Genomic DNA, 23,445 nt, shown 5'->3' on the forward strand with positions numbered 1-23,445 from the left:
AACGGCGTGAATCAGAAGGATTCAGGACTGCTATGACTTTTCCCTTGCCGCGACTGACCCGCACCCGGCCCTTCCGCTCGCTCCTTTCGTTTGGCCTGCTGGTCGCGCCCGCGGTGGCTCTCGCGTCGGGCCCGGTGGCCCCACCAGCCCCGCGCATCATGCAGCCTGTTAACAATCAGCAGCGGATCACGCTTGAGGGCAACGTGCGCCACCTGCCGGCCCGCGCTCGCGATCTTGGCGAGGTCTCTGCCGGTACGCCGGCCAGCCGCGTCCAGCTCCTGCTGCAGCGCTCGCCCGAGCAGGAGTCGGCGCTCGAAACCTTCATCACGGACGTCCACACGCCCGGCAATCCCGAATATCACCAATGGATGACGCCGTCGCAGTTCGGCGCGCAGTTCGGGCCCGCCGACTCGGATGTGCAGGCCGTGGTCGCCTGGCTCCAGTCGCAGGGCTTCGCCGTGGCCCGCGTGAATGCGGCAAAGACAGCAATCGAGTTCTCCGGCACAGCCGCGCAGATCGAAAGCGCGTTTGCGACCCGCATCCACAGTTTTGAGCTCGACGGCGTCAACCATGTCGCAAACGTAACCAATCCGAAGATCCCGGCCGCGCTCAAGCCGGTGGTGGCCGGTCTGTCGCCGCTGAACGACTTCCGCGCACGGCCCATGCACTCCGCGCCGCGTGCGGCCGTCGGCACACCCGCTCCGACGTCCAGCAATCCCCACGCGCTCACCATCCGGCCGGTCGGCTCGCCCGAGCTGAACACATCGAGCGGCGGACACTATCTCGTTCCCGCGGACGCGGCCACCATTTACGACGTGCCGAACGCATCCCTGAATCCGGCGTTCCACGGCACATCGCTCACTGGCAGCGGCGTCACTATCGGTATTGCCGGCACGTCGAATGTCGACGTGACCAATGTGGCGAACTACCGGAATCTGTTCGGCCTGCCGCCGCTTACCCCGAGCGTGATCGTCGACGGGACGGATCCGGGCGTTCTGGGCGATAACGCGATCGAGGCACTGCTCGATCTGGAAATGGCGAGCGCGATTGCGCCGCAGGCCAGGCTCGACCTCTACATATCCCAGGCCACCACCTTCCAGGATGGCCTCTTCCTCGCCATCCAGCGCGCGCTCGACGACAACCAGGTCAACATCCTGAACGTCAGCTTCGGCGCGTGCGAGGCGTTCCAGGGAACAGCCGGCAACCAGCAGGTCCTGAACTACTGGCAGCAGGCGGCTGCGCAGGGCATCTCGGTGACTGTCTCGACCGGCGACAGTGGCGCGGCAGGCTGCGACAGCGCAGACGCCCAGACCGCGACCCTCGGACTGCAGGTGAATGGCCTGGCCTCGACCCCCTACAACATTGCGGTTGGTGGCACAGATTTCAACCAGACCATCAGCAACGAGGGCACGTACTGGAACACCACAAACGCCGCCAACTACGGAAGCGCGAAGAGCTACATCCCGGAGATCCCCTGGAACAACTCGACCACGACCATAGGCGGCCTTAGCGGCAACTCCCCGACCCGCGATAAGAACAGCCAGACGCGGATCGACGGAGCCGGTGGCGGCGCCAGCGGCTGCCTCACCGGAACCTTCGACACGAACGGCAATCTCACCGGTTGCAAGGACGCGTACGCAAAGCCGAGCTGGCAGACGGGCTCCAATCCAACGCGCACACTGCCGGATGTCTCGCTCTTCGCCGCGAATGGTGGCCATGACTCAGCCTGGGTTATCTGCGCATCCGGTCTCGGGCGCGAGACATCCGGCACCGATTGCGTGAACAATGGGAGCGGGATCAACTTCCAGCTTGTCGGCGGTACCTCGGCCTCCGCCCCAGCCTTTGCAGGCGTGCTCGCCCTGGTCACACAGCAGTTGCAGGCGGGCGGCGGCCCAGTGCGTCTAGGCCAGGCCAACTTCACCTTGTATCCGCTCGCCGCTCAGCATGCCTCTGTCTTCCACGACGTCACCACCGGCAACATCTCTGTGGTCTGCAGCGCGGGGTCGTTGAACTGCGGCGCAAATGGCTTTCTGACCGGCTTTGACGCCGGTGCCGGCTACGATGAGGCCACTGGTCTGGGCAGCGTTGACGTGGCTCAACTGGTACAGAACTGGACCGCGATCAGCTTCAGGCCGACCAGCACTGCGCTCTCCCTGAATGGCGCGACCTCCCCAATTACGATCCAGCACGGCACAGCGGTGAACATTGGTGTCGCCGTGACGAGCAGTGGCGGCACGCCAACCGGCTCGGTCGCCCTGGAGGCTGGCACCAGCGCCCCGAACTCGGTGATCTCGCCCGTCAGCGGCTCGACCCCCTCGCCGTCTATTCTCACCCTGAGCAACGGCACGGTGACCGGCAGCTATCCCTACCTGCCGGGCGGCACGTACGCGGTCACGGCCAACTATGCTGGGGACGGCATCTTCGGCGGCAGCGTGTCAAACGGCGTTAACGTCACGGTCACGCCGGAGCCCAGCCAGCTTGGCCTCTTCGCCCGGGTCTTCGACTCTTCCACAGGCCAGGGCAGCAGCGCCTCGAGCGCTGGCGGCATCCCCTACGGCACGTACGTGTCCGTGGCTGCGCAGCCGGTGTCCTCCACATTGCCCGCCACTGCGACTTACGCAGCTCACGCCACTGGGACGGTCTCTTTTCTGTCCAGCTCGCGGGCGCTGAATGCTCCGGGTGTGCCGATCGACAGCGACGGAATAGCCGAGATTCCCAACCAGCAGAACCTCGCCTACCCACCGGGCAACTACTCGGTGTCAGCCACCTACTCTGGTGATCCCAGCTTTACCGGCAGCAGCGCCACCGCGGTCGCCTTTACCATTGTGAAGAACAGCGTCACCATCAATAGTGGCGTCAACTCTAGCGGCGCCACGGTGGTCGAGGTGGACCCGGTCGCGGGCAATCTCTTCTTCAACCCCGGCTTCTCGCTGCCGACGGGCACCGTCGCGCTGCTCAATAGCGCCGGCGCAACCGTCGGGACCGCCAACCTGGCTGTGGTCAACACGAACCAAGGCGCCGTGACGCAGGCGACCATCCCCGGAGCAGGGGCCTTCGCCAGCATCAGCTACAGCGGCGACGGCAACTACAACGGCGGCACTGCAAGCGCCACGCCGTCCTTCGCCGTGACCGCAGCAGGCGCCACACTCGCGATCTCACGCGGCGCCAGCGGCACCAGCACCATCAGCGTCACACCGCAGTCCGGCTTCACCGGCACGGTCAACCTCACCTGCTCTGTGACCGGCACGGGGACGCCGCTGCCCACCTGCTCGCTGGCCAAGGCCACCGTCACCCTGGGTAGCAGTGCGGTCACCGATGTCCTCACCGTCGGCACAGGCTCCGGCAGGGCCGCGTTGCATCTGCCGGCGAACCCGGCCACCGCGCCTCGCGGCACCTGGTACGCCGCAGGCGGCGTCACCCTGGCCGGCCTGCTGCTCTTCGGCATCCCCGGGCGGCGCCGCAACTGGCAGCGCATGCTCGGCCTCGTGCTCTTTGTCAGCGCGCTGGGCCTGGCCGGCTGCGGTGGCGGTAGCAGCGGCGGGGGTGGGGGTGGTGGTTCCGGCACGACGCCGGCCGGCAACTACACCGTGACCGTGACCGCGACCAGCGGCAGTGTCACCCAGACCACGATGGTCGCAGTCAGCGTCCAGTAGTTCACTCGCACTAGACGAGAAGGGCCGTCCACAGGGACGGCCCTTGTTGTTGCTGCTCAATCTGTCTGCCAGCCCACCCGCGCAGTTCCGCTACGCCAAGAAAAAGGGCGGCCACTCGTTGGAGTGACCGCCCCTTCATGCCGCTCGCGCTTTACTGCTGCTGGTCTTGCTGCGGCTGGTTATTGTCCCCATTGCTGTTGTCGTCGTTGAAGGTCCGCACGCCAGCACCGTTCGCTGACCGGCTGGTGGTCACCGACAGCGGCGACTGCAGCCGAAAGTTGATCAGCGTCTCTGCGGGAATCTTCACCTGCTCGCCGCGCGTCACTGCATTCACACCGGCGCCCAGGCCGCCGCCCGAAGCAGCGCCGATGGCCGCGCCCTTGCCGCCACCTGCAATAGCGCCGATGATCGCGCCCAGGGCCGCGCCGCCACCGGTCTTCACCGCAGTGTTCTTGCCCCGCCCCTTGCCCTGCTGCGTGAACGCTGCAGTCGAGATCTGCAGGGGATTGCCCTTCAGGTCCACCTGCGTCATCTCCACGGAGAGCACTGAACTGCCGCTGAAGTGCGCTGCGTCCTTGGCGTCGACCACGCGGCCGGTCACCGTCGTTCCGCGCGGGATGGCGATCATGTTGTCGGCAATGATGTCCGCCGCCAACGTGCCGTGGACCGTCTGCCCCTGCTGTGTAGTGGCGCTGTCGAGCGCATCCGCGAGGCGAATGGGCAGCGACGTTCCGGAGGCAACAGTAACCGTGCGGGATACGGGAGCCGCTGGCTTCGGAGGCGTGGCGGGTACGGTGCGCACCGGCTCATTTGCCTGCGCCGGCGGGGGGGGGCGCACTGGCCGTCTGCTTTGGCGTCTCCTCGCGCTCACGATCGCGGCGCTTGCGTTCCACCGGGGCTGGCGCGGGTTCCCGTGTGGCGCGCTGCGGGGCAACCGTCAGGTTGTTCACCACCGTCCGGATGCCGTTGACGCCGCCCGAATCGGCAGCCGCGAGGGCGCGTGCCGCGTCATTGTTGACGGAGCCGTTGAGCGTGGCCATACCGTTGTTCACGCTGACCTGGATGTTCTGCCCGTTCAGCGCCGACTCGGCGTTGATCCGGGACTGAATATCGTTGGCCAGGTCCTGGTCCGTCCGCTGCGCGGGTGCGGTGGCCATCGAAGAGGGAGAGGTCGCCGGCGTCTCATTGTTGCTCGGCGGCGAGCTCTGTTTGCACCCCGAAGCCACAAGCAGAGAGCCTGCCAGCAGGCCGGCCTGCAGGGCACGGGTTCCATGTCGCATCACCATATAGTCCTGATCCTTTCGCGGCGGCAGCGCTTTCTGACGCCATCGTCCCTATTGTGAACGCGGGTGAGGAAGAAAGTCGCGCAAGTTTTTGTCAACCTGCCCCCGCCCTGGGGAAATTACTTTGCTATCTCTGCTCTGCTGCCTGCCGCGACCGCCGCGGGCGGGCAACTCCAGCTTCCATGAGACGATGAGGGGGCCGGTTTGGCAGCAGATACCCTGAGCCGGGCATCTAGCTAAACAAAGACGCAGCGGAAATTGCCACGGGAGATACCCGCGCTGCTCCGCTGTGACGCGACGAGCAGCGTAGAAGGAGATACAAGCATGTCCTCTGAACGCAGTGGTTTTGGCTGGTTTCTAGTGGGGTTGGGGATTGGCGCAGCCGCGGGGGTGCTCTACGCACCGAAGCCCGGGCAAGAGACACGGGATGAGCTGGCGAACAGCGCCCGCGAAGGCACAGAGTACGTGAAGCAGCGTTCGCGCGATGCCGCTGACAAGGTCAGCGATATGACCGAACGCAGCCGCGATCAGCTCAATGAATACGTCGATCGCGGCAAGGACGCCGTCGATCGTGGGCGCGCGCAGTGGAGCCAGTACGTCGATCGCGGACGGGATGCAGTGTCGGATCACATTGACAAGGCGACCTCGGCAGCGCAGGACGCGACCGACTCCGTCAAGAACGCGTCGAGTGATCAGGCGGAGCGCATTTCCAACGCGGTCGAAGCCGGTCAGCAGGCCTACCGCACCACATAGCAGCGTGCAGTAAACGGGCCAGGTGCGGTGGTCATCCGCCGCCGCACCGCTCGCGATCTTTCTTCAGGAAGTGGCAAAGATGCACGATCCGTTAGTTGCCGTACTGCTCGCTCTCACTATCGTCATCGGGATTGGCGTTCTCATCCTGATTGTCGCGTTGGTCGGCGTCGCCATCGCCGCTATGAAGACCCGCAAGAAGGTGCACGGACTCATCGAACAGTACGAGACGCACGTCGCGCCGCAGATCGGGCCCATGGCCGTGCAGGCCCGCAAGCTGGTGGACGATGTCAGCCCCAAGATTCGCTCGCTCGTCGAGGATCTGTCGCCGAAGATCCGCTCACTCGTAGATGATCTGTCGCCGAAGATCAAGAACATCGCTACAAATGCATCGGAGATCAGCGACAAGCTGCGCGAAGAGACGCAGCATATCTCTGTGCAGGTGAATGATGTGGTCGATCGCACGCACCAGCAGGCCGCGCGCGTGGATCACATCGTGTCCAGCACGCTGAACGGCATAGGCTATGCGACGTCAGCAGTGCAGGAGGGAATTACGGCTCCGATTCGTCACATTGGCGGTGTTCTGGACGGTCTGCGCACGGGTGTGAACACCTTCTTCCGGCGCGATCGCGTGCAGCACAGCTATCGCAACGGCAAGCACGCCCATACGACGGCGATCGTGCACACGGTGGACGTCGAAGTTCAGCCCCCCGAGTACCAGTAGACCGAGCTCAGTCGCGGCGGGAGGCTGGAATCCACCCGCCGCCGACCACCACATCACCTTGGTAGAACACAGCAGCCTGGCCTGGCGTGATCGCCCGCACGGGTTCGTCAAAGGTCGCGGTCACCTCGTCCGCGCCAGTTTTCACCAGCGTGGCAGCCGCGGGCTCATGGCGATGGCGCACCTTCACTTCGACGCGCATCGGCTCGCGCAGATCAGCAATTGCGATCCAGTTCAGCCGGTTCGCAATCAGCGTGCGGCTGAGCAGTTCATCCTCGCTCCCGACCGTCACGTTGTGGCTCTCCGGATGAATCGAGAGCACATACAGCGGCACAGGCGACGCAACCTTCAGTCCCTTGCGCTGGCCTACAGTGAACTGGTGAATCCCCTCGTGGTGGCCGGCAAGCGTGCCTGATGTAGTCACGATCTCGCCCCGCGTGTCGGGCACCGGCTCGCCCTGTTCGTCCAGATACGCATCGATAAAGCGCTTGTAATCGCCACCTGGAATAAAGCAGATCTCCTGCGAATCCGGCTTGCTGGCGATGCCGAGATCGAATGTGCGCGCCTGCTCCCGCACCTCTGGCTTGGTGTAGCCGCCAAGCGGGAAGATCGTGTGCGCAAGCTGCTCCTGCGTTAGCCCGAACAGGAAATAGGTCTGGTCCTTCGCGTGGTCCACGGGGCGCTTCAGCAGCCAGCGGCCGCTCGCCGCGTCGTACTCATTGCGCGCGTAGTGGCCGGTCGCGATCAACTCCGCGCCGATCTGCCGCGCGGTCAGCAGCAGCTGGTCGAACTTCAGGTGGTTGTTGCACAGGCTGCAGGGAATCGGTGTGCGCCCGGCCAGGTACTCCGCCACGAACGGCTTTACCACATCGCGCTCGAAGCGCTCCTGCTGATTCACCAGGTAGTAGGGAATGCCAAGCCGTTCGGCCACGCGACGTGCGTCGTACACGTCGTCAATGGAGCAGCAGCGCCCCTGCACCTCTTCCGGCATGCCCTCGCGCCCGGCCAGCCGACGCTGGTTCCAGAGCTGCATCGTGAGCCCCACCAAGGTGTGCCCCTCCGCTTGCAGCATGGCCGCCACTGCGGACGAGTCGACCCCGCCCGACATCGCGACGGCGATCGTGCGCGGTGCAGCGCCCTTGAGTCGCGCGTCGACTGTCCATGCGTCTGCCGTCGTATCTGTCACTGCTACTGTCATCGATTCTCTCTAGCGCAAAGGGCCGCGACCGGGTCGCCGCTCTTGCTGTACACCGGCGAAAGCTCCCGCAGACGCTCCACCGCGGCGGGCACTAACTCAATGGCAAAGTCCACATCGGCGTCGGTCGCTTCCGTATCGAGGCTGAAGCGAAGGCTCGCCCGCGCGCGCTCCGGAAGGATCCCCATCGCGGTCAACACGTGCGATGGCTCCGTCGCGCCGGACATGCAGGCCGACCCGCCCGAGAGCGCCAGTCCCTTCAGATCGAGTGCGATCACCAGCGCTTCGCCTTCAAGATGATCGAACCAAATGTTGGTCGTGTTCGGCACGCGCGGAGCCTCGCCTCCGTAGACGCCTGCTTCGTCAACACGCGCCAGGATCTCGCGTTCCAGCCGGTCGCGCAGAGCCGCGACCCGCGCCGGCCCGCCGCTCGCGACGAAATCCGCGGCCATTCCGGCAGCTATCCCAAGGCCAACGATGCCAGGTAAATTTTCGGTGCCCGCGCGCCGCTGCCGCTCCTGCGGACCGCCGAAAAACAGTGGCTCCGGATGCGTGCCCCGCCGCACGTACAGGGCGCCCACGCCCTGAGGACCATGGAACTTATGCGCCGTGATGGTCAGCAGATCACAGCCGATCGCGGTTACATCGATCGGCACCTTGCCCACCGCCTGCACCGCATCGGTGTGGAAGTAGACGTCCGCTTCGCGCGCCAGCTTGCCGATCTCGGCTACTGGCTGCAGCGTGCCGATCTCGTTGTTCGCCATCATCACGCTGATCAATTGCGTATTCGGCCGCAGAGCCCGGCGCACATCGTCCGGATCGACCACGCCCGCTGCACCCACTGGCAGGAACGTGACCTCGAAGCCGCGGTCGCGCAGGCGCTCGGCCATGTGCAGCACCGCGTGGTGCTCAATCGCGCTGGTGATCAGGTGCCCACCCGGCGTCAGCAGCCCGGTCAGCGCCAGGTTGTCGCCTTCCGTACCGCCGCTGGTGAAGATGACCTCGGCCGGCCGGCAGTGGAGCAGCTTTGCGACCTGCTCACGAGCCCGCTCGACCGCGGCGCGCGCCCGCTGCCCGTGGAAGTGAATGGAGGACGCATTCCCGAACTGGTCGGTGAACCAGGGACGCATCGCCGCAAAGACCTCGGGGGCGAGTGAGGTCGTGGCATTCGCGTCCATATACACGCGGCGCATGGCTGTCATCAGTTTACGCCGGGGCCAGTAGCGCGCTCGAGGGCCTGCGTGCTCACGATCAACCTGCACTCTGCTACTCTCGTCCGCGGTGCCGTTGTGCACAGGAGGTCGTTCTCAGCTATGAACAGGAATCAGATTCGGGCTTGTTGTCTGGCCCTCGCGCTCGGTTGTTGTGCTTTGCCCGCGACACAGGCGCAAATGGGGGGTGGGGCAGGGAAGTCTGCTGCCGTAGGCGCCAAGCAATCTCCCGCTACGGTTTACAGCGGCATGGCCGCAGGAGTTGAGAAGGAGTTCCTCAGCGCCGCCGAGGCGATGCCGGCCGACAAGTACGGCTTTGCGCCCAGCAACGGCAAGTTCGACGGTGTTCGGACATACGGTCAGCAGGTGCAGCATGTGATCGGCGCGAATTACTACTTTTTCTCAGGTTTTGGTGTCCCGGGCGCGATGGATAGCGCCAAGATCAAGAGCCTGGCCAGCAGGGAAGAACTCCTGGCGGCGCTGAAGGATTCTTTCGCGTACGCAAACAAAGCCATGGCCACCATCACCCCCGAGAATGCATTTGTCGAGGTGGGCAGCGGCGAAGAAAAGATGACGCGTGCCGGGGCGGCCAGTCTGTTCCTGTACCATTCGATGGATCACTACGGCCAGATGGTCGAATACCTGCGCATGAACAACATCGTGCCGCCGGCAAGCCAGAAGTAAGCTCGCCGAAGCTTTATGGACGACAAAGGGCGCAGCCACACGGCTGCGCCCTCGTTGTTTGTGGGTACGCTCAGCGCTTCTCGATCGGCGTGTACGCGGCCGGGTACTCCGGTCCGATGTAGTCCGCACGTGGCCGGATCAGGCGGTTGTTGTCAATCTGCTCGATGACGTGTGCGGCCCAGCCCGCGATCCGGCTCACTGCGAAAATGGGCGTGAACAGATCGATGTCGATGCCCAGCGTCGTGTAGGTCGAGGCGGAGTAGAAGTCGACATTCGCGTTCAGCTTCTTTTCTTCGAGGATGAACAGCTCAATGCGACGCGACATGTCGAACCACTTCGGATTGTTTGACGACTTGCCCAGCGCCTCGCTCATGCGCCGGAGGTGCGTGGCCCGCGGATCTTCGGTGTGGTACACCCGATGACCGAAGCCGGAGACCTTCTGCTTGGCCGCGAGCATGCCACGCACATGTTCGACCGGGTCTTCGCCTGCCTTGTCGATCGCGAAAAGCATGCGCATGACGGCTTCGTTAGCCCCGCCGTGCAGCGGGCCCTTCAGTGCGCCGATCGCGCCCGTGATGGCGGAGTGAATATCAGACAGCGTCGCGGCGATCACACGCGCGGCAAACGTCGAGGCATTCAGCTCGTGATCCGCGTGCAGGATCAGCGCGACGTCCATGGTGCGCGTCGCGGTCTCGGATGGCTTCTCGCCGTTCAGCATCCAGAGGAAATTGCCGGCGTGCGACAGTGAGGGATCGGCTTCGACGAGCGGCTTGCCCTTACGGATACGGTCATAGAGCGCGACGATCATCGCGATCTGCGAGGTCAGCCGGAAGCTCTTGCGCACGTTCGCCTCGTGCGTGTTCTCGGCCTCGTCGGCGTCATAGCAGCTCAGGGCGGAGACAGCCGTGCGCAGCACCTGCATCGGCGTCGCCGCCTTGGGGAACGAGCGCAGCAGGTCGATGATCTTTGGATCGAGATGTCGCGCCTGCGCGAGTTCCTTGCGGAACGCCGCAAGCTCCGCTGCATTGGGCAGCTGACCATGCCAGAGCAGGTAGGTGATTTCCTCGAAGTTGGACTGCTCCGCCAGCGTGTGGATGTCGATGCCGCGATAGGCAAGCACGCCCGCATCGCCATCGATCCAGCAGATGCCGGATGTGGTCGCGACTACCCCTTCCAGACCCTTCGTTGCCACAGCCGTTGCCATCCGTCTCTCCCCCAAATGCTCGTGCGGGTCGCGCTCGCTCTGCTCAGTCACGCTGCCCTGGTTGTCTGCTGATTCGCCGCCGCGTCTCTTGTTTCCATCGCGTCTCTCTTGTAAGGAGATGCGCTGCCGCGCCTTTCAGCACAGGCGCTCTGCGGCTCGATCGTTTGAACCTTCGTTTATAGCGCAGCCGCAAAGTGCTTGTCACATGACGCGCGGAGCGGCTTGCGGTGTGCACGAAACGGCGTGAGATCGACTACCGGGGGAACGCCGCAGATCAGGTCAGCCATCGCCTCTGCCGTGCCTGGCGCCAGCAGGATGCCGTTGCGGTAGTGTCCCGTTGCTGTGAACACGCGCGGGCTGAGTCGGTCGAGCACTGGCAGGTCGTCCGCAGATCCGGGCCGCAACCCCGCCCAGCTCTCGACGGACCGCGCGCTGCGGATGGCAGGGAAGAGCTCGGCGGCGCGGCTTCGCAAGCGCTCGAGCGCATCCGGCTCCACTGTCTTTGAGAACCCCGCATCCTCGACGGTCGCGCCGATGGCAATGCGCCCATCGCCTCGAGGAATCAGGTACACATCCGCCGAGCGAAGTACAGTGTCGAGCAGCGCACCCTCACTCTGCTGGACGGTCAACATCTGTCCCTTGCGCGGGGCAATGGGCAGGTCCGGATCCAGCATCGCGGACCACGCACCTGCACAGTTAAGGAAAACATCGGCGGCATACGCGCCGCGTGCCGTCAGCAGGCGCACGCCGTGCTCCGTCTGTTCGATCGCCTGGACCGGGGTCTGCTCCTCGATCACCACACCAGCGGCCCGGGCTGCCACAGGCAGTGCGGCGCAGAGATCGCGCGGATCGAGGCTGGCTTCTTCAAGCAGCCAGAACTGACGACCCTGCGGCGGCGCACCGACGCCGGGCACCAGCGCACTGGCCTCCACGCCTGTGAGGACGCGGGCCGTCTCACTCGGGGCATGGTGGGCAGACACCATTTGCAGGGTCTGGCGGGTGCGATAGCCCACGCGATGCCCTGAATACACAGCAATTTCATCCAGGAAACGGTCGTAGAGAGCGCGGCTGTAGCGGCTAAGTGGCTGTAAAGCCAGGGGGTTCTCTGGATCTGCGACGGCCAGCATGCCGCCCGCCGCCCAGGAGGCCTCCCGCATCGCGGTTCCGGCTTCCAACAGGGTGACTGCGATGCCGCGCCGGCGCAGCGCCAGCGCACAGGCGAGTCCCACGATGCCCGCCCCGGCAATCGCGACCTGTTGAGGTCGATCCACGTTTCGATTGTAGCGGGATGTCAACAGAGGTAATCTCTGGGTTAACTGACTAGCGACCCACACAAACCGTGCCCTGGCTGCTCTCAAAAGGGAGCCGGGATCGTCAAGGACTGCACCAGCACTTCCCGCGACCATCCGTCCGGCGGGCTGCTGCCATCTCCTAAGGAGAGAGGTTGACCGCATGCGACAGTTAGGCGCCCGAATGCCGGAGCTTCCCGCCCTCGAAGAGGTGCAGGAAGAGCGTCCGACCCGCACGCCTGCCGCCCCCCCGCGCGAACCGGCAACAGCGTTTGCGGCTCCTGCACCATCGTCTGCCAGCGTTGAGGAGATGCCCGCAGCAACCGCGCCCGCGCCCGAGCCCGAAGCCCCGGTGCGCCTCCCAGGCCGGACTCGTATCACGGAGCACATCCAGCCGGCAGCCCCCGCGGGTCCGTCGGACGAAGTTCCCTCTGTCGTGATTCCGTCCGTCACGGAAGCGCCAGCCGCCGCAAGCCCAACCGCTCCGCCGAGCGCCGCACCGGACCTACGCGCGGCCGCCGCTCCCGCCCGGCCAGAGCCTCGCAAGCCCCCGACGCGTCCGTCCGATCCGCCCGCTCCACAGCAGCAGCAGCCGCCTCCACCGCCGCAGCCCGCGCCGCAACAGCGTGCCTCGCAGCCGGTCTACGGCGACGAACTGCCGTTCCGCAAGCTCGGCGGCCCACGATTTGAGGAGCTGCGTGGCGAGCCGCGCGTGGATGAGCTGCGCTTCGACGACATGCGCTTCCGCCACGTGCGTTTTGAAGATGCGCCTGCCCCGGAGGCGTCACCGGTCGTCGACGAAACCGTGCGCGCGGGCAGCATTCTGGGCCTCAGCTCGAACTATGAGCCGCGCCTGTCGACCCGCTCGCGCAGCATGCTCGATGACGAGCCGAAGCACCACTTTCCGTTCATGACCTTCGCTGTGCCCGGCGCGGCTGCGGTGCTGGCGCTCGGGGCGCTGCTGTGGAGCGGAGCGCTGCGCGACCGCATGCACGATCAGGATGCGGCGGTCAGTCAGTTGCAGCAGCAGAACCAGCGGCTGGAGGATGCGCTGGACCAGATGAACCGCGACAACCTGGGCCCGGCCGCACGGACCAGACGCACGGGCCCACTGCCCACGACCACCCATCCGTCGAACGCGCAGGACCTGGTGCCTCCGCCCGACAAGCCGCAGAACGCACCTGTTCCCCCGGTGGCGACGAGCCAGCCTGCCAATGCACCGGCTCCTTCGAACTCGGCTGCGAACACTCCCGACGCGGCGGCCTCGAACCCGGCGACAACCGCGCAACCATCGAGCGCGCCCGCTCCAGCAGCCCAGCTCAACTCGGGCCAGTCCACCCCGCCACCCATGGTTCATCAGGGGGAACGTTCCGTGCGAACGGGGTACCACCCTCAGCTCGTGGCGCCCTACCCGACGAATTTCCAGCCTGGGCACGTTGCAGACGATCGCGGAGCGAGCCAGGCTTCGCCGAATCCAGGGCTCTACGTGGGCCCCTCGGTGCCGCATGCGGGCACGACTCCGACGATCGCCCGCACTGAACGAAGCACTGGGCGCGGAGCCACGCCGCCTGCAACGGCCAGCACTCCTTATCACGCGCCATTCACGGTTGGAGCCGGTGCGACGCCCGTTGGAGGCAGTCCGGCCCCGGTCGGAACGACTGCGGCGCGGACAGCGACGCCGGATACGACACAATACACCGCCACCAGCAGCGGTGCGTACGTCAGCCCGCTGGCGCAGAACATCGAGATGGTGGAGAGCCTGCAGCGGCACAGTCAGGTGCCGCTCGAGGAGTTCCACGCCCGGGAGGGGCTGGTCACCCGAGTCGCACCAACCCTGGGTGTGACGGTCGATCGCCTGGATTCCGGCCACGGCTCGTACGGACTGCTGGTGCACAGTGGCTCAGCCAGCTACCAACTGCACGGGCAGGTGAACGCGCCGGTCATCTTCTCCGATGCCGCGACCAACCGCGCGTACGAACTGGTGGTCCTGCGCATCGCCGATCAGCAGGTGTACGGATACGTGAAGCCGGCTCGTCAGTGAGCCGGCCTCCGCTCTGGCCGCACGTTCTCTGAGTAGGTCGTGACTAGCTTTGGGGCGCGACCAGCGTGACGTCTTTCGCATTGTCGAGTGAGAGCGTGACCTGCATCGACTTGCGGGCGTCCCAATCCTTGCGCGAGAGCGGATAGCTGAACACCAGCAAGCCATCGACCGTCTGCCCCGGCTGCACGACCGTGTCTCGGCGCAGCGGCTCCATCCGCAGGGGTGCCAGCTGCGGGTAGGCCAGGAAGACCTTGTCGAAGTCGCTCGAGTTCGCAGCTAAGCTGCGGCGTGTCTCGCCGTCCGGCAGCGTGACCACGGCCCAGTCGTCCTCCAGCCGGATCGGCTGCTGGTTCGGGTTGTGCAGCCGCACGTGGGCCAGCACCAGCATCTGGTCGATGAACTGGTCCTGTCCCTGCATGCCGGGTGTGCCCGCGGCCCCGCCAGTGATTTTTGCCTGCACGGGGAAGATCGACACGCGCGCAATCTCACCAGTAGCAGCCGGCGTCTTTCGCTCGAAGCGCAGCCACGCAAGCACGATCAGGGATGTGAGGAGCAGAGCCCCGAGCACACGGATCGCGATGCGGCCGAAGTTTGCCGGTTCGTCGATCTGCGCCAGGTTGAGCCCCGAAGAGGAGGAAGGTTCGTACGCTTCAGTCACGGCTGTCCTGCATTCTAGCGCTGTCTCGTGAAAAGCAATCCGGCGCTGTGCAAGGCTTGCTTCACAGAAGCCTGCGCCTCGATGAGACCACACCTCCCCGCGTGGCCAATACCCACAAAGGGTGTAGAGCCCGGCAGTCGCGCCCGGATGGTAGGATCACCCACGCTGGCCACCTATGTTCAATCGGCGAAGACCCCTACGCCTGGCGTATTTCGTCAGCCATCCCATCCAGTACCAGGCACCCCTGCTGCGTCGCATCGCCGCCGAGCCGGACCTCGAGCTCGAGGTCTTCTTCGCGAGCGGCCACACCGTGCAGGGCTACGTCGATGAGGGCTTTGGAGTGAAAGTGGAGTGGGATGTCCCGCTGCTTGCGGGCTACCGCTCGTCCTTCCTGCCTCTTCTGCGGCCTGCGGGACGCGAGCCCGGCTTTGCCCAGCCGCTGAACCACGGAATCTTCTCGCGCCTCTCCGAAGGCCGCTTCGACGCGGTCTGGACCCACGGCTACAGCACCGCAAACAGCCTGCGCGTGATCGCGAGCGCCGCCATGCTCCACCGGCCGCTGTTGCTGCGCGCCGAGTCCACGCTCGATGACCGCGTCCGCTCGGGCGCGAAGCTCGCCGCCAAGCGCGCCTTCTTCGCGACGCTGCGTCCCCAGGTCAGCGGCGTACTCGCCATTGGTAAGGCCAACGCACGCTACTGGCGGCACTACCTTGGCGACGACATACCGGTCTTTCACATGCCCTATGCCGTGGACAACGACTTCTTCCAGCAACGTGCCGGCGCTGCTGCGCCCCTGCGCGAAGCACTGCGCGCCGATCTCGGCCTCTCACCGGGACGACCGGTCGTGCTGTTTGCCTCGAAGCTGACAGCGCGCAAGCGCTGCGCCGACCTGATCGAAGCGGTCGCGAGCATGGCCGAGCCGAAGCCTTATCTGCTGATCGTCGGTGACGGCGAGCAGCGGCGCGCGCTCGAGCAGCAGGCAGCAGCGCAAATCGAGAGCGGCGACGTGCAGTTTCTCGGTTTTCGCAATCAGACCGAGCTGCCGCGCTTTCTCGATCTCTGTGACGTGTTCGTGCTGCCCTCGGAGCACGAGCCCTGGGGTCTCGTGGTCAACGAGGCGATGAATGCAGCGCGCGCCTGTGTGGTGTCGACCGATGTCGGCTGCCAGCAGGACCTCGTGATCGATGGTGAGACGGGCGCGGTCTTTCCGACCGGCGATGTGCCAGCTCTTGCAGCCGCATTGGTGCGCGTTCTCGGTGAGCCGGGCCGCGCGGCTCGTCTTGGAGCGCAGGGGCTCGCGCGGATTGCAAACTTCAGCTTTGAGCAGGACGTGGCTGGTCTGCGCACCGCGTTGGCTGCGCTGGTCCCGGGCTTTCCCGCCGACGGCGCTGAGATCGCCGGCGACACCGCTCAACAGAGCGTGAGCCGATGAGCGCAGCCTCCATCCTCATCCTGACCAGGAACGAGGAACAGGATCTGCCGGGCGCGCTGGCCTCGGTGTCGTGGTCGGATGACGTTCACGTCTTCGATTCCTACAGCACGGATGCGACAGTGTCGATCGCAGAAGGGCTGGGAGCCCACGTGGCGCAGCGCGTCTTCGACAACTACGCCGCGCATCGCAACGCCGCGCTCAACCAGCTCCGCTTCCGTCATCCGTGGGTGCTGCTGATGGACGCGGACGAGCGCTGCACGCCGGCGCTTGGCGAGGAGATCGAGCGGGTCGCCAGCCATGACGATCCCGGCATTGCTGCGTTCCGGCTTCGTCGCCGCGACTACTTTCAGGACACGTGGCTACGCCACGCGCAGATCTCGCCCTGGTACATCCGGCTGGTGCGCCCGCAACTGGCGCGGTACACGCGCGAAGTCAACGAGGTGCTGGAGGTGGCCGGGGCCGTCGGCGAGCTTGCGGCCCCGCTCGATCACTACCCCTTCTCGAAGGGGATCGGGCACTGGCTGCGCAAGCACGACGTCTACTCGACCATGGAAGCCAGGCTGATCGCGGAGGGGGGAGGACTTGAACGGCCATCGCTTGCGACGGCGCTCACTGCCCGGGATTTCCACGAGCGACGCCTGCACCAGAAGGCCCTGTTTTACCGCATGCCAGCGCGTCCCACGCTGAAGTGGCTGTACATGATGCTGGGCCGCCGGGCGTTTCTGGACGGCCAGGCCGGCTGGACCTACGCCCGACTGCAGGCGATCTACGAGTACATGATCGTGCTGAAGACGCGGGAGCTCCGCGCACAGGCGGCGCGCGAGCGGGCCGGAGAGCGATGAAACGCGCTGCCTCTTTTGTGGTGCATGAAGTTGCTTGGGCAGCCTTGGACTGCTGAGGTAGTATCGAGGAACTGGCATCCGCAGAGCACGAGGCGGCCGGCGTGTGCCTTAGGCGCCGGAAGGCAAAAACAATGCCGCCATGCTCGAGCCGGGAACGAGCTACGCTCTTCTCAGAAGGGACGTCGCAGAGACGCCATCGATGGTGGACATCCCACAGTTAGCGCCGGCCAGCTTCGACGGGGACCATCCGCTCGGTCCCAGCGGAGCGAAGGAAGGCCTGTCGCTTACCGACATCGGTCGCATCCTGCTCAAGTGGAAGTGGCTGATCCTGGCCTGCCTGCTCGTCAGCCTGACGCTGGGCTACATCTACTCGAAGACCCGCATTCCCCTCTACCAGGGCACCGCCACGATCGATCTCAATCCATCTGAGACGAACGTCGGGCTGAGCGACCTGATCCAGCAGAGCCTGTCGTCCGAGGACGTGCGCCTGCCCACCGAAGTGGCGCGCCTGCAGAGCAATCAGGTGGTCTTCTCGACCGTCAAGGAACTCTCGCAGGTGCATCGCGGGCCATTCCCGAACGCGTTCGATCACCTGCCCATGGACGCCGGTATGGATGCTTTTCCTCCAGCGACATTGCAGGCCATGATCGGGGCCGTGCGCGGAGGGCTTCGCATCGCGCCCGAACCGGGTACAGACATTATCGCCATCTCCTTTCTCGATCCGCGGCCCGAGGTCGCGCGCGATGTGCCGAACAAATTGATCGAGGTGTACCTGAAGCAGAGCCTGGACCAGCACATGGCTGGCACAGGTCGGGTGACGCGCTGGCTGGCGACCGAGATGGAAGGGCTGAAGCAGCAGGCCACGGACGCGCAGGGCCGGCTCGCCGACTACCAGAAGCAGCACAACTTGATCGGGATGACACCGGGGTCGAATCAGGGCGAGAGCCTGGAGCTCGACCGGCTGCGCAGTGGCAACTCCCAGGTGGCGGGCGCGCAGGCGGATCGCATCGTGCGTGAGGCCAAGCTCCGGCTGGCCCAGTCGAACGATCCGGACATGGTGGCCACCGTCGCCCCGAGCAGCACGCTGGTGTCGCTGCGTGCTGAACTGCTCACGCTGACTGCGCAATTGACGCAGCTCACGACCAAATACGGTCCGAATTATCCGCACGTGCGCGAACTGCGCGATCAGTCTGCACGGGTGCAGTCCGAGATCGATGTCGAGATGCACAATGTGCAGAAGCGCATCCGCGACGAATACGACACGGCGACCCACACGCTCGACCTGATGCAGGCCCAGGTCGACCGGCAGTTGCAGGAGGCCTACAAGCTCAACGACAGCGCGGCGCAGTACGCGCTGCTGCGGCAGGACGCGGAGTCAAGCCGGCAGCTCTACGATCAGCTTCAGCTCAAGCTGAAGGAGTCGAACCTCGCCGCGGGTCTCAATACAGCATCCGTGAACGTGATCGATGACGCCCTGCTTCCGCTCGGCCCGGTCTCGCCGGATGTGCAGACCAATGTCATGATCTGGGGCGCGCTCGGCTTGCTGGTCGGCGTGCTCGGCGCCTTCATCTTCGATTCGCTCGACGACACCTTGCGCACTACAGACGACGTGGAGCTGTTCTCCGGTCTGCTCTCGATCGGCGCCATCCCGCACTTCCAGTCGCTGCCACGCGGACGGCAGGAGACCATGGGCGAGGAGCCGGGCGAGCGTCGCCGACTGATCTCGATCACGGCGCCAGCCTCACCCACGGCCGAGGCGTATCGCGCCCTGCGCTCGTCGATTCTCTTGTCGGCGATCGACAACCCGCTGCGCGCGCTGGTCGTGACGAGTGCATTCATGTCGGAGGGCAAGTCAACGCTCTCTGCGAACATTGCCGTCATGCTGGCCCAGCGCGGCGAGCGGGTCCTCATCGTCGATGCCGATCTGCGCCGCAGCACTCTGCACCTGCTCTTCGGCCTGCGTCGGCCAGCGCAGGGGCTCACCAATCTGCTCAGCCGGCAGACCGACGATTCCGTCATCCTCCATCCGCTCGCACAGGTGCCCACGCTGGCCTATCTGCCGGCGGGAGCGGTGCCGCCGAATCCGGCAGAGCTGCTCGCCTCGCACCGCATGGCAGAGATGATGCGCCAGTGGTCAGAGCAATACGATCGCGTGATTATCGACACGGCACCCATCCTGGCCGTCTCCGATTCGCTCGCGCCCGCTGCTCGCGCTGATGCCGTGTTGCTGGTCGTGCGCGCCGGCGTCACCCGGAAGAAGGCACTGATGCGGACTCGCGAGATGCTGCGCCGCGTGAATGCTCACCTGCTCGGCGCTGTGGTCAACGATATCGACATGCGCAAGGACACTTACTACAACTACTCCGGCCCCTACACGTACGGGTACGGCTATACCAGCGAGACTGTGCATGAAGAGGTCAAGTAAGCGCTCCGCGACCGCCATGCCCACCCGTCCCGCTGTGAACTTCCGATGTACACCGCGCCTTCTGTTCGCGTTTGCGATGAGTCTCGGGGCGCTTCCCCTGGTCGCGCAGACGCTGGGCCAGCAGGTCTCGCCCGACCCCATCGGCGTCCCACAGCAGTCTGGAACTTCTGGCACCACGCCGGGTACGAATGGCGGCTTCCCGCCGTTTGCCGGCTATGGCCAGCAGCAAACGCCCAGTGCGCCGCTCGGACCGGCACCAGGCACCGGACCGATGGTGAGCAGCACAGGACAGTTCGGCACCGGAGCCGATATTCCGCAGGCCAGCCCCAACACCAGGATTGAGCCCGGCGACCTGCTCGACGTTGTCGTCTTCGACACACCGGAGCTCTCTGGCCGCTTTCGCGTGAATGCCAAGGGGGACATCCTGCTGCCGCTCGCCGGCTTGCTTCATGTGGATGGACTCACGCTGGCCGAGATCACTGATGCAGTGAGCGCGCGTTACAAGAACGGCGGATTCCTGGTGAACCCGCAGGTCACCGTCTTCGTCGCCGAGTACACCCGCCGCACTATCACGGTCAGCGGCGAGGTGCGCTCGCCGGGCATCTTCGTCGTGACGGGACGGCGCACCCTGCTCGACACGATCACTCAGGCCGGTGGTCTGAATGAGAGCGCATCGCGCACGGTCAGCATTGTGCATGCGGCCGATCCAAAAAACATCATCCACGTGACGCTCAACGTAGGCGCGCAGACACCGGAGTCGATCGAGCAGGGCCGCATGGAGATCCTGCCCGGTGACCTGATCTTCGTCGCGCGTTCGGGAGTGATCTACGTCGTCGGCGATCTTTCCCGGCCGGGTGGGTACCAGGTCGAGCATAACAATCGGCTGAGCCTGCTTGATGCGATCGCGCTGGCGGGTGGTCCCACACGCACTGCCAACCTCAGCAACGCTCGCCTGATCCGTCGGTCTGCCGCCGGAAGGGAAGAGCTGAAGCTGAACCTGAGACACATCTTCTATGGAACTGGCCCGGACATGCTGCTGATGGACGGTGACATTCTTTACGTGCCGACCAGTCTCGCTCGTCAATACAGCTTCGCCGCTCTGGACGCGGGCATCGGCGCTGCGACCGGCTACGCCATCTACAAGATCAGCAACTTCTAGCGCCCCGCCCATTCACTGGAAAGGATTCATGCGCGTTCTTCTTTTCGGCAGCAACGGACAGGTTGGCCACGCATTGCTGGCACGGGAGCGCGACGGGCTGACGTGGATGCCGGCGACCCGCAGCGATTGTGACCTGGCCGACGCCGCGAGCGTTCGCCGCGTGATCGAGGACGCACAGCCGGACGCGATCGTGAATGCGGCAGCGTACACCGCGGTCGACAAGGCAGAGAGTGAGTGCGAGCTCTGCTACGCGGTGAATGCGCATGCGCCGGCGGCGATGGCCGAGACGGCGGCTGCCCTGGGTGCGCGGCTGATTCACTACTCAACCGATTACGTATTTGATGGCACCAAGCCGACGCCTTACGCCGAAGAAGATCCAACCGGGCCACGCAATGCTTACGGTGCGTCGAAGCTTGCTGGTGAGCAGGCAATTCTCGCCACGAGCGCGAATGCGGCCATCCTGCGCACAAGCTGGGTGTACAGCAACCACGGCGCGAACTTCCTGAAGACGATGCTGCGACTGGGCGGGGAACGCCCTGAACTGCGCATCGTCGCCGATCAGCACGGCGCTCCCACCTCGGCCGACGCCATCGCCGAGGCCACGCTGCGCTTGCTCGAGCAGCCCGCGATTCCGGGCGTGTATCACATGACGGCAGCGGGCGAGACGACCTGGTTCGGCTTCGCCAGGGCGATCTTCGCCGCGGCGGGTGGTGCAGCGCCGCGCCTCATCCCTATCGCCACGTCCGACTACCCCACGCCAGCCGCGCGACCAGCCAACTCGCTCCTCGACAACAGCCGCTTCGAACGCACCTTCGGCTTCCGCCTCCGCGACTGGAACGACCAGCTCGATGCGGTGATGGCCGCGCGACCCACGGCAGCAGCGACCGCGTCCCGATAACCCTATGCGCATCCACGATACCGATCTGAAAGAGGTTCAACTGCTGGAGCCCCGCGTGTTCGAGGACAGCCGGGGCTTCTTCCTCGAGAGCTACAACCAGCGCACTTTTGCCGAGCTCGGGATTCACGACAGCTTTGTGCAGGACAATCACTCGCGCTCGGAGCGCGGTGTGCTGCGCGGCATCCACTACCAGCTCACCCGCCCGCAGGGAAAGCTCGTGCGGACCGTACGTGGTGAGATCTTCGATGTGGCCGTCGATCTGCGACGCAGCTCACCCAGCTTCGGCCAGTGGACCGGTCACATCTTGACCGAAGACAACAAGCACATGCTTTGGATACCGGCCGGCTTCGGGCATGCCTTTCTCGTGCTCTCCTCGAGCGCGGAGGTTCTCTACAAAGCGACCGACTTTTATGCGCCCGACGGCGAGCGCAGCATCCTGTGGAACGATCCGAGCATCGGTATCGTCTGGCCCGATGCGGGCACGCCCGCGCTCTCCGCAAAGGATGCAGTCGGGAAGCCGCTGCTCGAAGCGGAGGTGTTCGCCTGATCGCCGGCCCTGATTCGATGAGGAACGTTCATGAGTAGTCGTCTCCTGGTGACCGGCGGCGCCGGCTTCATCGGCGCAAATTTTGTGCTGGCGCGCATTGCTGCTGGCGACGAGGTCATTAACCTAGACAAGCTGACCTACGCCGGCAATCCGCAGAGCCTGGCCAGCATCGCCGATCATGCGGGCTACACCTTCGCGCACGGCAGCATCGAGGATCGGGACCTCGTGGGCGAGCTGCTGCGCCGGCACCAGCCGGACGCGATCGTCCACTTCGCGGCCGAGAGCCATGTCGATCGCTCGATCCATGGCCCGGAAGCCTTCGTGCTCACCAACGTGGTAGGCACCTTTCGGCTGCTCGACGCCGCACTCGCGCACTGGCGTGCTCTCTCCGGACCGGCAAAGGAGCGCTTCCGCTTCCTCCATGTCTCGACGGACGAGGTCTACGGCTCGCTTGCGCCTGACGACCCACCGTTTTCGGAGACGACGCCGTACAGTCCGAACAGTCCGTACTCCGCGTCGAAGGCCGGGAGCGACCACCTGGTGCGCGCTTATCACCACACCTATGGACTGCCCACGCTCACGACCAACTGCTCCAACAACTACGGGCCGCTGCAGTTTCCGGAGAAGCTGATACCGCTGATGATTCTCAACGCGCTTCATGGAAAGCCGCTGCCGGTGTACGGTGACGGACTGAATGTGCGCGACTGGCTCTACGTGGTGGACCACTGCACGGCGATCGCGACCGTGCTCGACCGTGGGCGCGTGGGCGAGACCTACAACGTTGGCGGCTTGAACGAGATGGCCAATATCGATGTCGTGCATGCCATCTGTGACATTCTCGACGAGCTCGCGCCCGCGCCGCGCCCGCGCCGGGAACTGATCACCTACGTCCAGGACCGCCCCGGCCATGACCGCCGCTACGCAATCGACTGCGCGCGCATCACGAGCGAACTGGGCTGGCGGCCGGAGCAGAGCTTTGCTACCGGCATGCGTCGCACCATCGAGTGGTATCTCGCACACATGCCGTGGGTCGAGGCCATCACCACTGGAGCCTACCGGGAGTGGATCGACCGCAACTACACCACCCGCGCGGACGGAACCGCGACGCCCGATGCCGGCGAGACTGCTGCAGCCGGGGCCAGCGAAGGGCGGTCGCGATGAAGGGCATCATCCTCGCCGGGGGCTCCGGCACGCGGCTGTATCCGGTCACGCTCGCTGTTTCGAAGCAGCTGGTGCCGGTCTATGACAAGCCGATGATTTACTTCCCGCTCAGCACGCTGATGCTGGCCGGGATCCGCGACATCCTGATTATCTCGACGCCCCATGATCTGCCGCGCTTCCGCGATCTGCTGGGCGACGGCAGCTCGTGGGGGCTCACCATCGCCTACGCTGAGCAGCCGCGGCCGGAAGGCCTTGCACAGGCCTTTCTGATCGGCGAAAGCTTCGCCGCTGG

General features: G+C 65.2%; 20 protein-coding genes. 13 read left to right on the top strand and 7 right to left on the bottom strand.

Translation table 11 applies throughout. The features are described from left to right. The first annotated feature begins 32 nt into the window (after positions 1-32). The gene (locus AC5IJH_RS13750) at positions 33-3,653 is read left to right on the top strand and encodes a protease pro-enzyme activation domain-containing protein (RefSeq protein WP_491903393.1); all 3,621 of its coding nucleotides are present in this window, start codon (positions 33-35) and stop codon (positions 3,651-3,653) included. Between the two features lie 151 nt (positions 3,654-3,804). On the opposite strand, the gene AC5IJH_RS13755 is transcribed toward AC5IJH_RS13750, so the two are convergent. Together AC5IJH_RS13755 and AC5IJH_RS13760 are read right to left on the bottom strand one after the other, a co-directional pair. Continuing rightward, entirely contained in the window at positions 3,805-4,491 is a 687-nt protein-coding gene (locus tag AC5IJH_RS13755; protein ID WP_491903394.1) for a hypothetical protein, read from the bottom strand. After that, positions 4,460-4,933, bottom strand: coding sequence for a BON domain-containing protein (locus AC5IJH_RS13760; RefSeq protein ID WP_491903395.1), 474 nt, complete (start codon positions 4,931-4,933; stop codon positions 4,460-4,462). Before AC5IJH_RS13760 ends, AC5IJH_RS13755 begins: the two co-directional genes overlap by 32 nt. Positions 4,934-5,260: 327 nt before the next feature. Here AC5IJH_RS13760 and AC5IJH_RS13765 point away from each other — a divergent pair, with 327 nt between their 5' ends. After that, positions 5,261-5,689 (top strand): YtxH domain-containing protein, encoded by a 429-nt coding sequence (locus AC5IJH_RS13765; protein ID WP_491903396.1) that lies wholly within the window; start codon positions 5,261-5,263, stop codon positions 5,687-5,689. A gap of 79 nt (positions 5,690-5,768) precedes the next feature. Next, a complete protein-coding gene (locus AC5IJH_RS13770; protein ID WP_491903397.1) occupies positions 5,769-6,410 on the top strand; it encodes a hypothetical protein in 642 nt (213 codons plus the stop codon). A 7-nt stretch (positions 6,411-6,417) separates the two neighbouring features. Here AC5IJH_RS13770 and mnmA read toward each other — a convergent pair whose 3' ends face one another. After that, positions 6,418-7,605, bottom strand: a complete 1,188-nt coding sequence (gene mnmA / locus AC5IJH_RS13775; protein ID WP_491903398.1) for a tRNA 2-thiouridine(34) synthase MnmA — start codon at positions 7,603-7,605, stop codon at positions 6,418-6,420. Continuing rightward, positions 7,602-8,795 (bottom strand): cysteine desulfurase family protein, encoded by a 1,194-nt coding sequence (locus tag AC5IJH_RS13780; protein ID WP_491903399.1) that lies wholly within the window; start codon positions 8,793-8,795, stop codon positions 7,602-7,604. Before AC5IJH_RS13780 ends, mnmA begins: the two co-directional genes overlap by 4 nt. Positions 8,796-8,915: 120 nt before the next feature. On the opposite strand from AC5IJH_RS13780, the gene AC5IJH_RS13785 reads away from it, so the two are divergent. Next, positions 8,916-9,497: a DinB family protein gene (locus tag AC5IJH_RS13785; RefSeq protein ID WP_491903400.1), complete on the top strand. Its 582-nt coding sequence runs from the start codon at positions 8,916-8,918 to the stop codon at positions 9,495-9,497. A 70-nt stretch (positions 9,498-9,567) separates the two neighbouring features. Here the strand turns inward: AC5IJH_RS13785 and AC5IJH_RS13790 are convergent, their stop codons facing one another. Further along, positions 9,568-10,701, bottom strand: a complete 1,134-nt coding sequence (locus AC5IJH_RS13790) for a citrate synthase (protein WP_491903401.1) — start codon at positions 10,699-10,701, stop codon at positions 9,568-9,570. Positions 10,702-10,877: 176 nt separating this feature from the next. Next, positions 10,878-11,972 carry a glycine oxidase ThiO gene (gene thiO / locus AC5IJH_RS13795; protein WP_491903402.1) on the bottom strand — a complete coding sequence of 365 codons (1,095 nt, stop codon included), beginning with the start codon at positions 11,970-11,972 and terminating at the stop codon, positions 10,878-10,880. Between the two features lie 181 nt (positions 11,973-12,153). On the opposite strand from thiO, the gene AC5IJH_RS13800 reads away from it, so the two are divergent. Continuing rightward, positions 12,154-14,031 (top strand): hypothetical protein, encoded by a 1,878-nt coding sequence (locus AC5IJH_RS13800; RefSeq protein WP_491903403.1) that lies wholly within the window; start codon positions 12,154-12,156, stop codon positions 14,029-14,031. Between the two features lie 43 nt (positions 14,032-14,074). On the opposite strand, the gene AC5IJH_RS13805 is transcribed toward AC5IJH_RS13800, so the two are convergent. Next, positions 14,075-14,689, bottom strand: coding sequence for a hypothetical protein (locus AC5IJH_RS13805; protein WP_491903404.1), 615 nt, complete (start codon positions 14,687-14,689; stop codon positions 14,075-14,077). A 175-nt stretch (positions 14,690-14,864) separates the two neighbouring features. Here AC5IJH_RS13805 and AC5IJH_RS13810 point away from each other — a divergent pair, with 175 nt between their 5' ends. The 8 genes from AC5IJH_RS13810 to AC5IJH_RS13845 all read left to right on the top strand — a co-directional run. After that, on the top strand, positions 14,865-16,121 hold the full coding sequence (locus tag AC5IJH_RS13810) for a glycosyltransferase family 4 protein (RefSeq protein ID WP_491903405.1): 1,257 nt from the start codon (positions 14,865-14,867) through the stop codon (positions 16,119-16,121). Then, the gene (locus AC5IJH_RS13815) at positions 16,118-16,963 is read left to right on the top strand and encodes a glycosyltransferase family 2 protein (protein ID WP_491903406.1); all 846 of its coding nucleotides are present in this window, start codon (positions 16,118-16,120) and stop codon (positions 16,961-16,963) included. Before AC5IJH_RS13810 ends, AC5IJH_RS13815 begins: the two co-directional genes overlap by 4 nt. A gap of 139 nt (positions 16,964-17,102) precedes the next feature. Continuing rightward, complete coding sequence (locus AC5IJH_RS13820) at positions 17,103-19,388, top strand: GumC family protein (protein ID WP_491903407.1); 2,286 nt, start codon at positions 17,103-17,105, stop codon at positions 19,386-19,388. Next, positions 19,372-20,547, top strand: coding sequence for an SLBB domain-containing protein (locus AC5IJH_RS13825; RefSeq protein ID WP_491903408.1), 1,176 nt, complete (start codon positions 19,372-19,374; stop codon positions 20,545-20,547). Before AC5IJH_RS13820 ends, AC5IJH_RS13825 begins: the two co-directional genes overlap by 17 nt. Positions 20,548-20,575: 28 nt before the next feature. After that, a complete protein-coding gene (gene rfbD, locus AC5IJH_RS13830) occupies positions 20,576-21,445 on the top strand; it encodes a dTDP-4-dehydrorhamnose reductase (protein WP_491903409.1) in 870 nt (289 codons plus the stop codon). A 4-nt stretch (positions 21,446-21,449) separates the two neighbouring features. Next, positions 21,450-21,992 (top strand): dTDP-4-dehydrorhamnose 3,5-epimerase, encoded by a 543-nt coding sequence (rfbC, locus tag AC5IJH_RS13835; protein WP_491903410.1) that lies wholly within the window; start codon positions 21,450-21,452, stop codon positions 21,990-21,992. A gap of 30 nt (positions 21,993-22,022) precedes the next feature. Further along, positions 22,023-23,153 (top strand): dTDP-glucose 4,6-dehydratase, encoded by a 1,131-nt coding sequence (rfbB, locus tag AC5IJH_RS13840; protein WP_491903411.1) that lies wholly within the window; start codon positions 22,023-22,025, stop codon positions 23,151-23,153. Beyond that, positions 23,150-23,445: sugar phosphate nucleotidyltransferase (locus tag AC5IJH_RS13845; protein WP_491903412.1), on the top strand; the 296-nt coding region annotated here is incomplete at its 3' end. The genes rfbB and AC5IJH_RS13845, both read left to right, overlap by 4 nt.

This window comes from Candidatus Dedyshia acidiphila, assembly GCF_051025295.1.
Lineage (GTDB): Bacteria > Acidobacteriota > Terriglobia > Terriglobales > Acidobacteriaceae > KBS-83.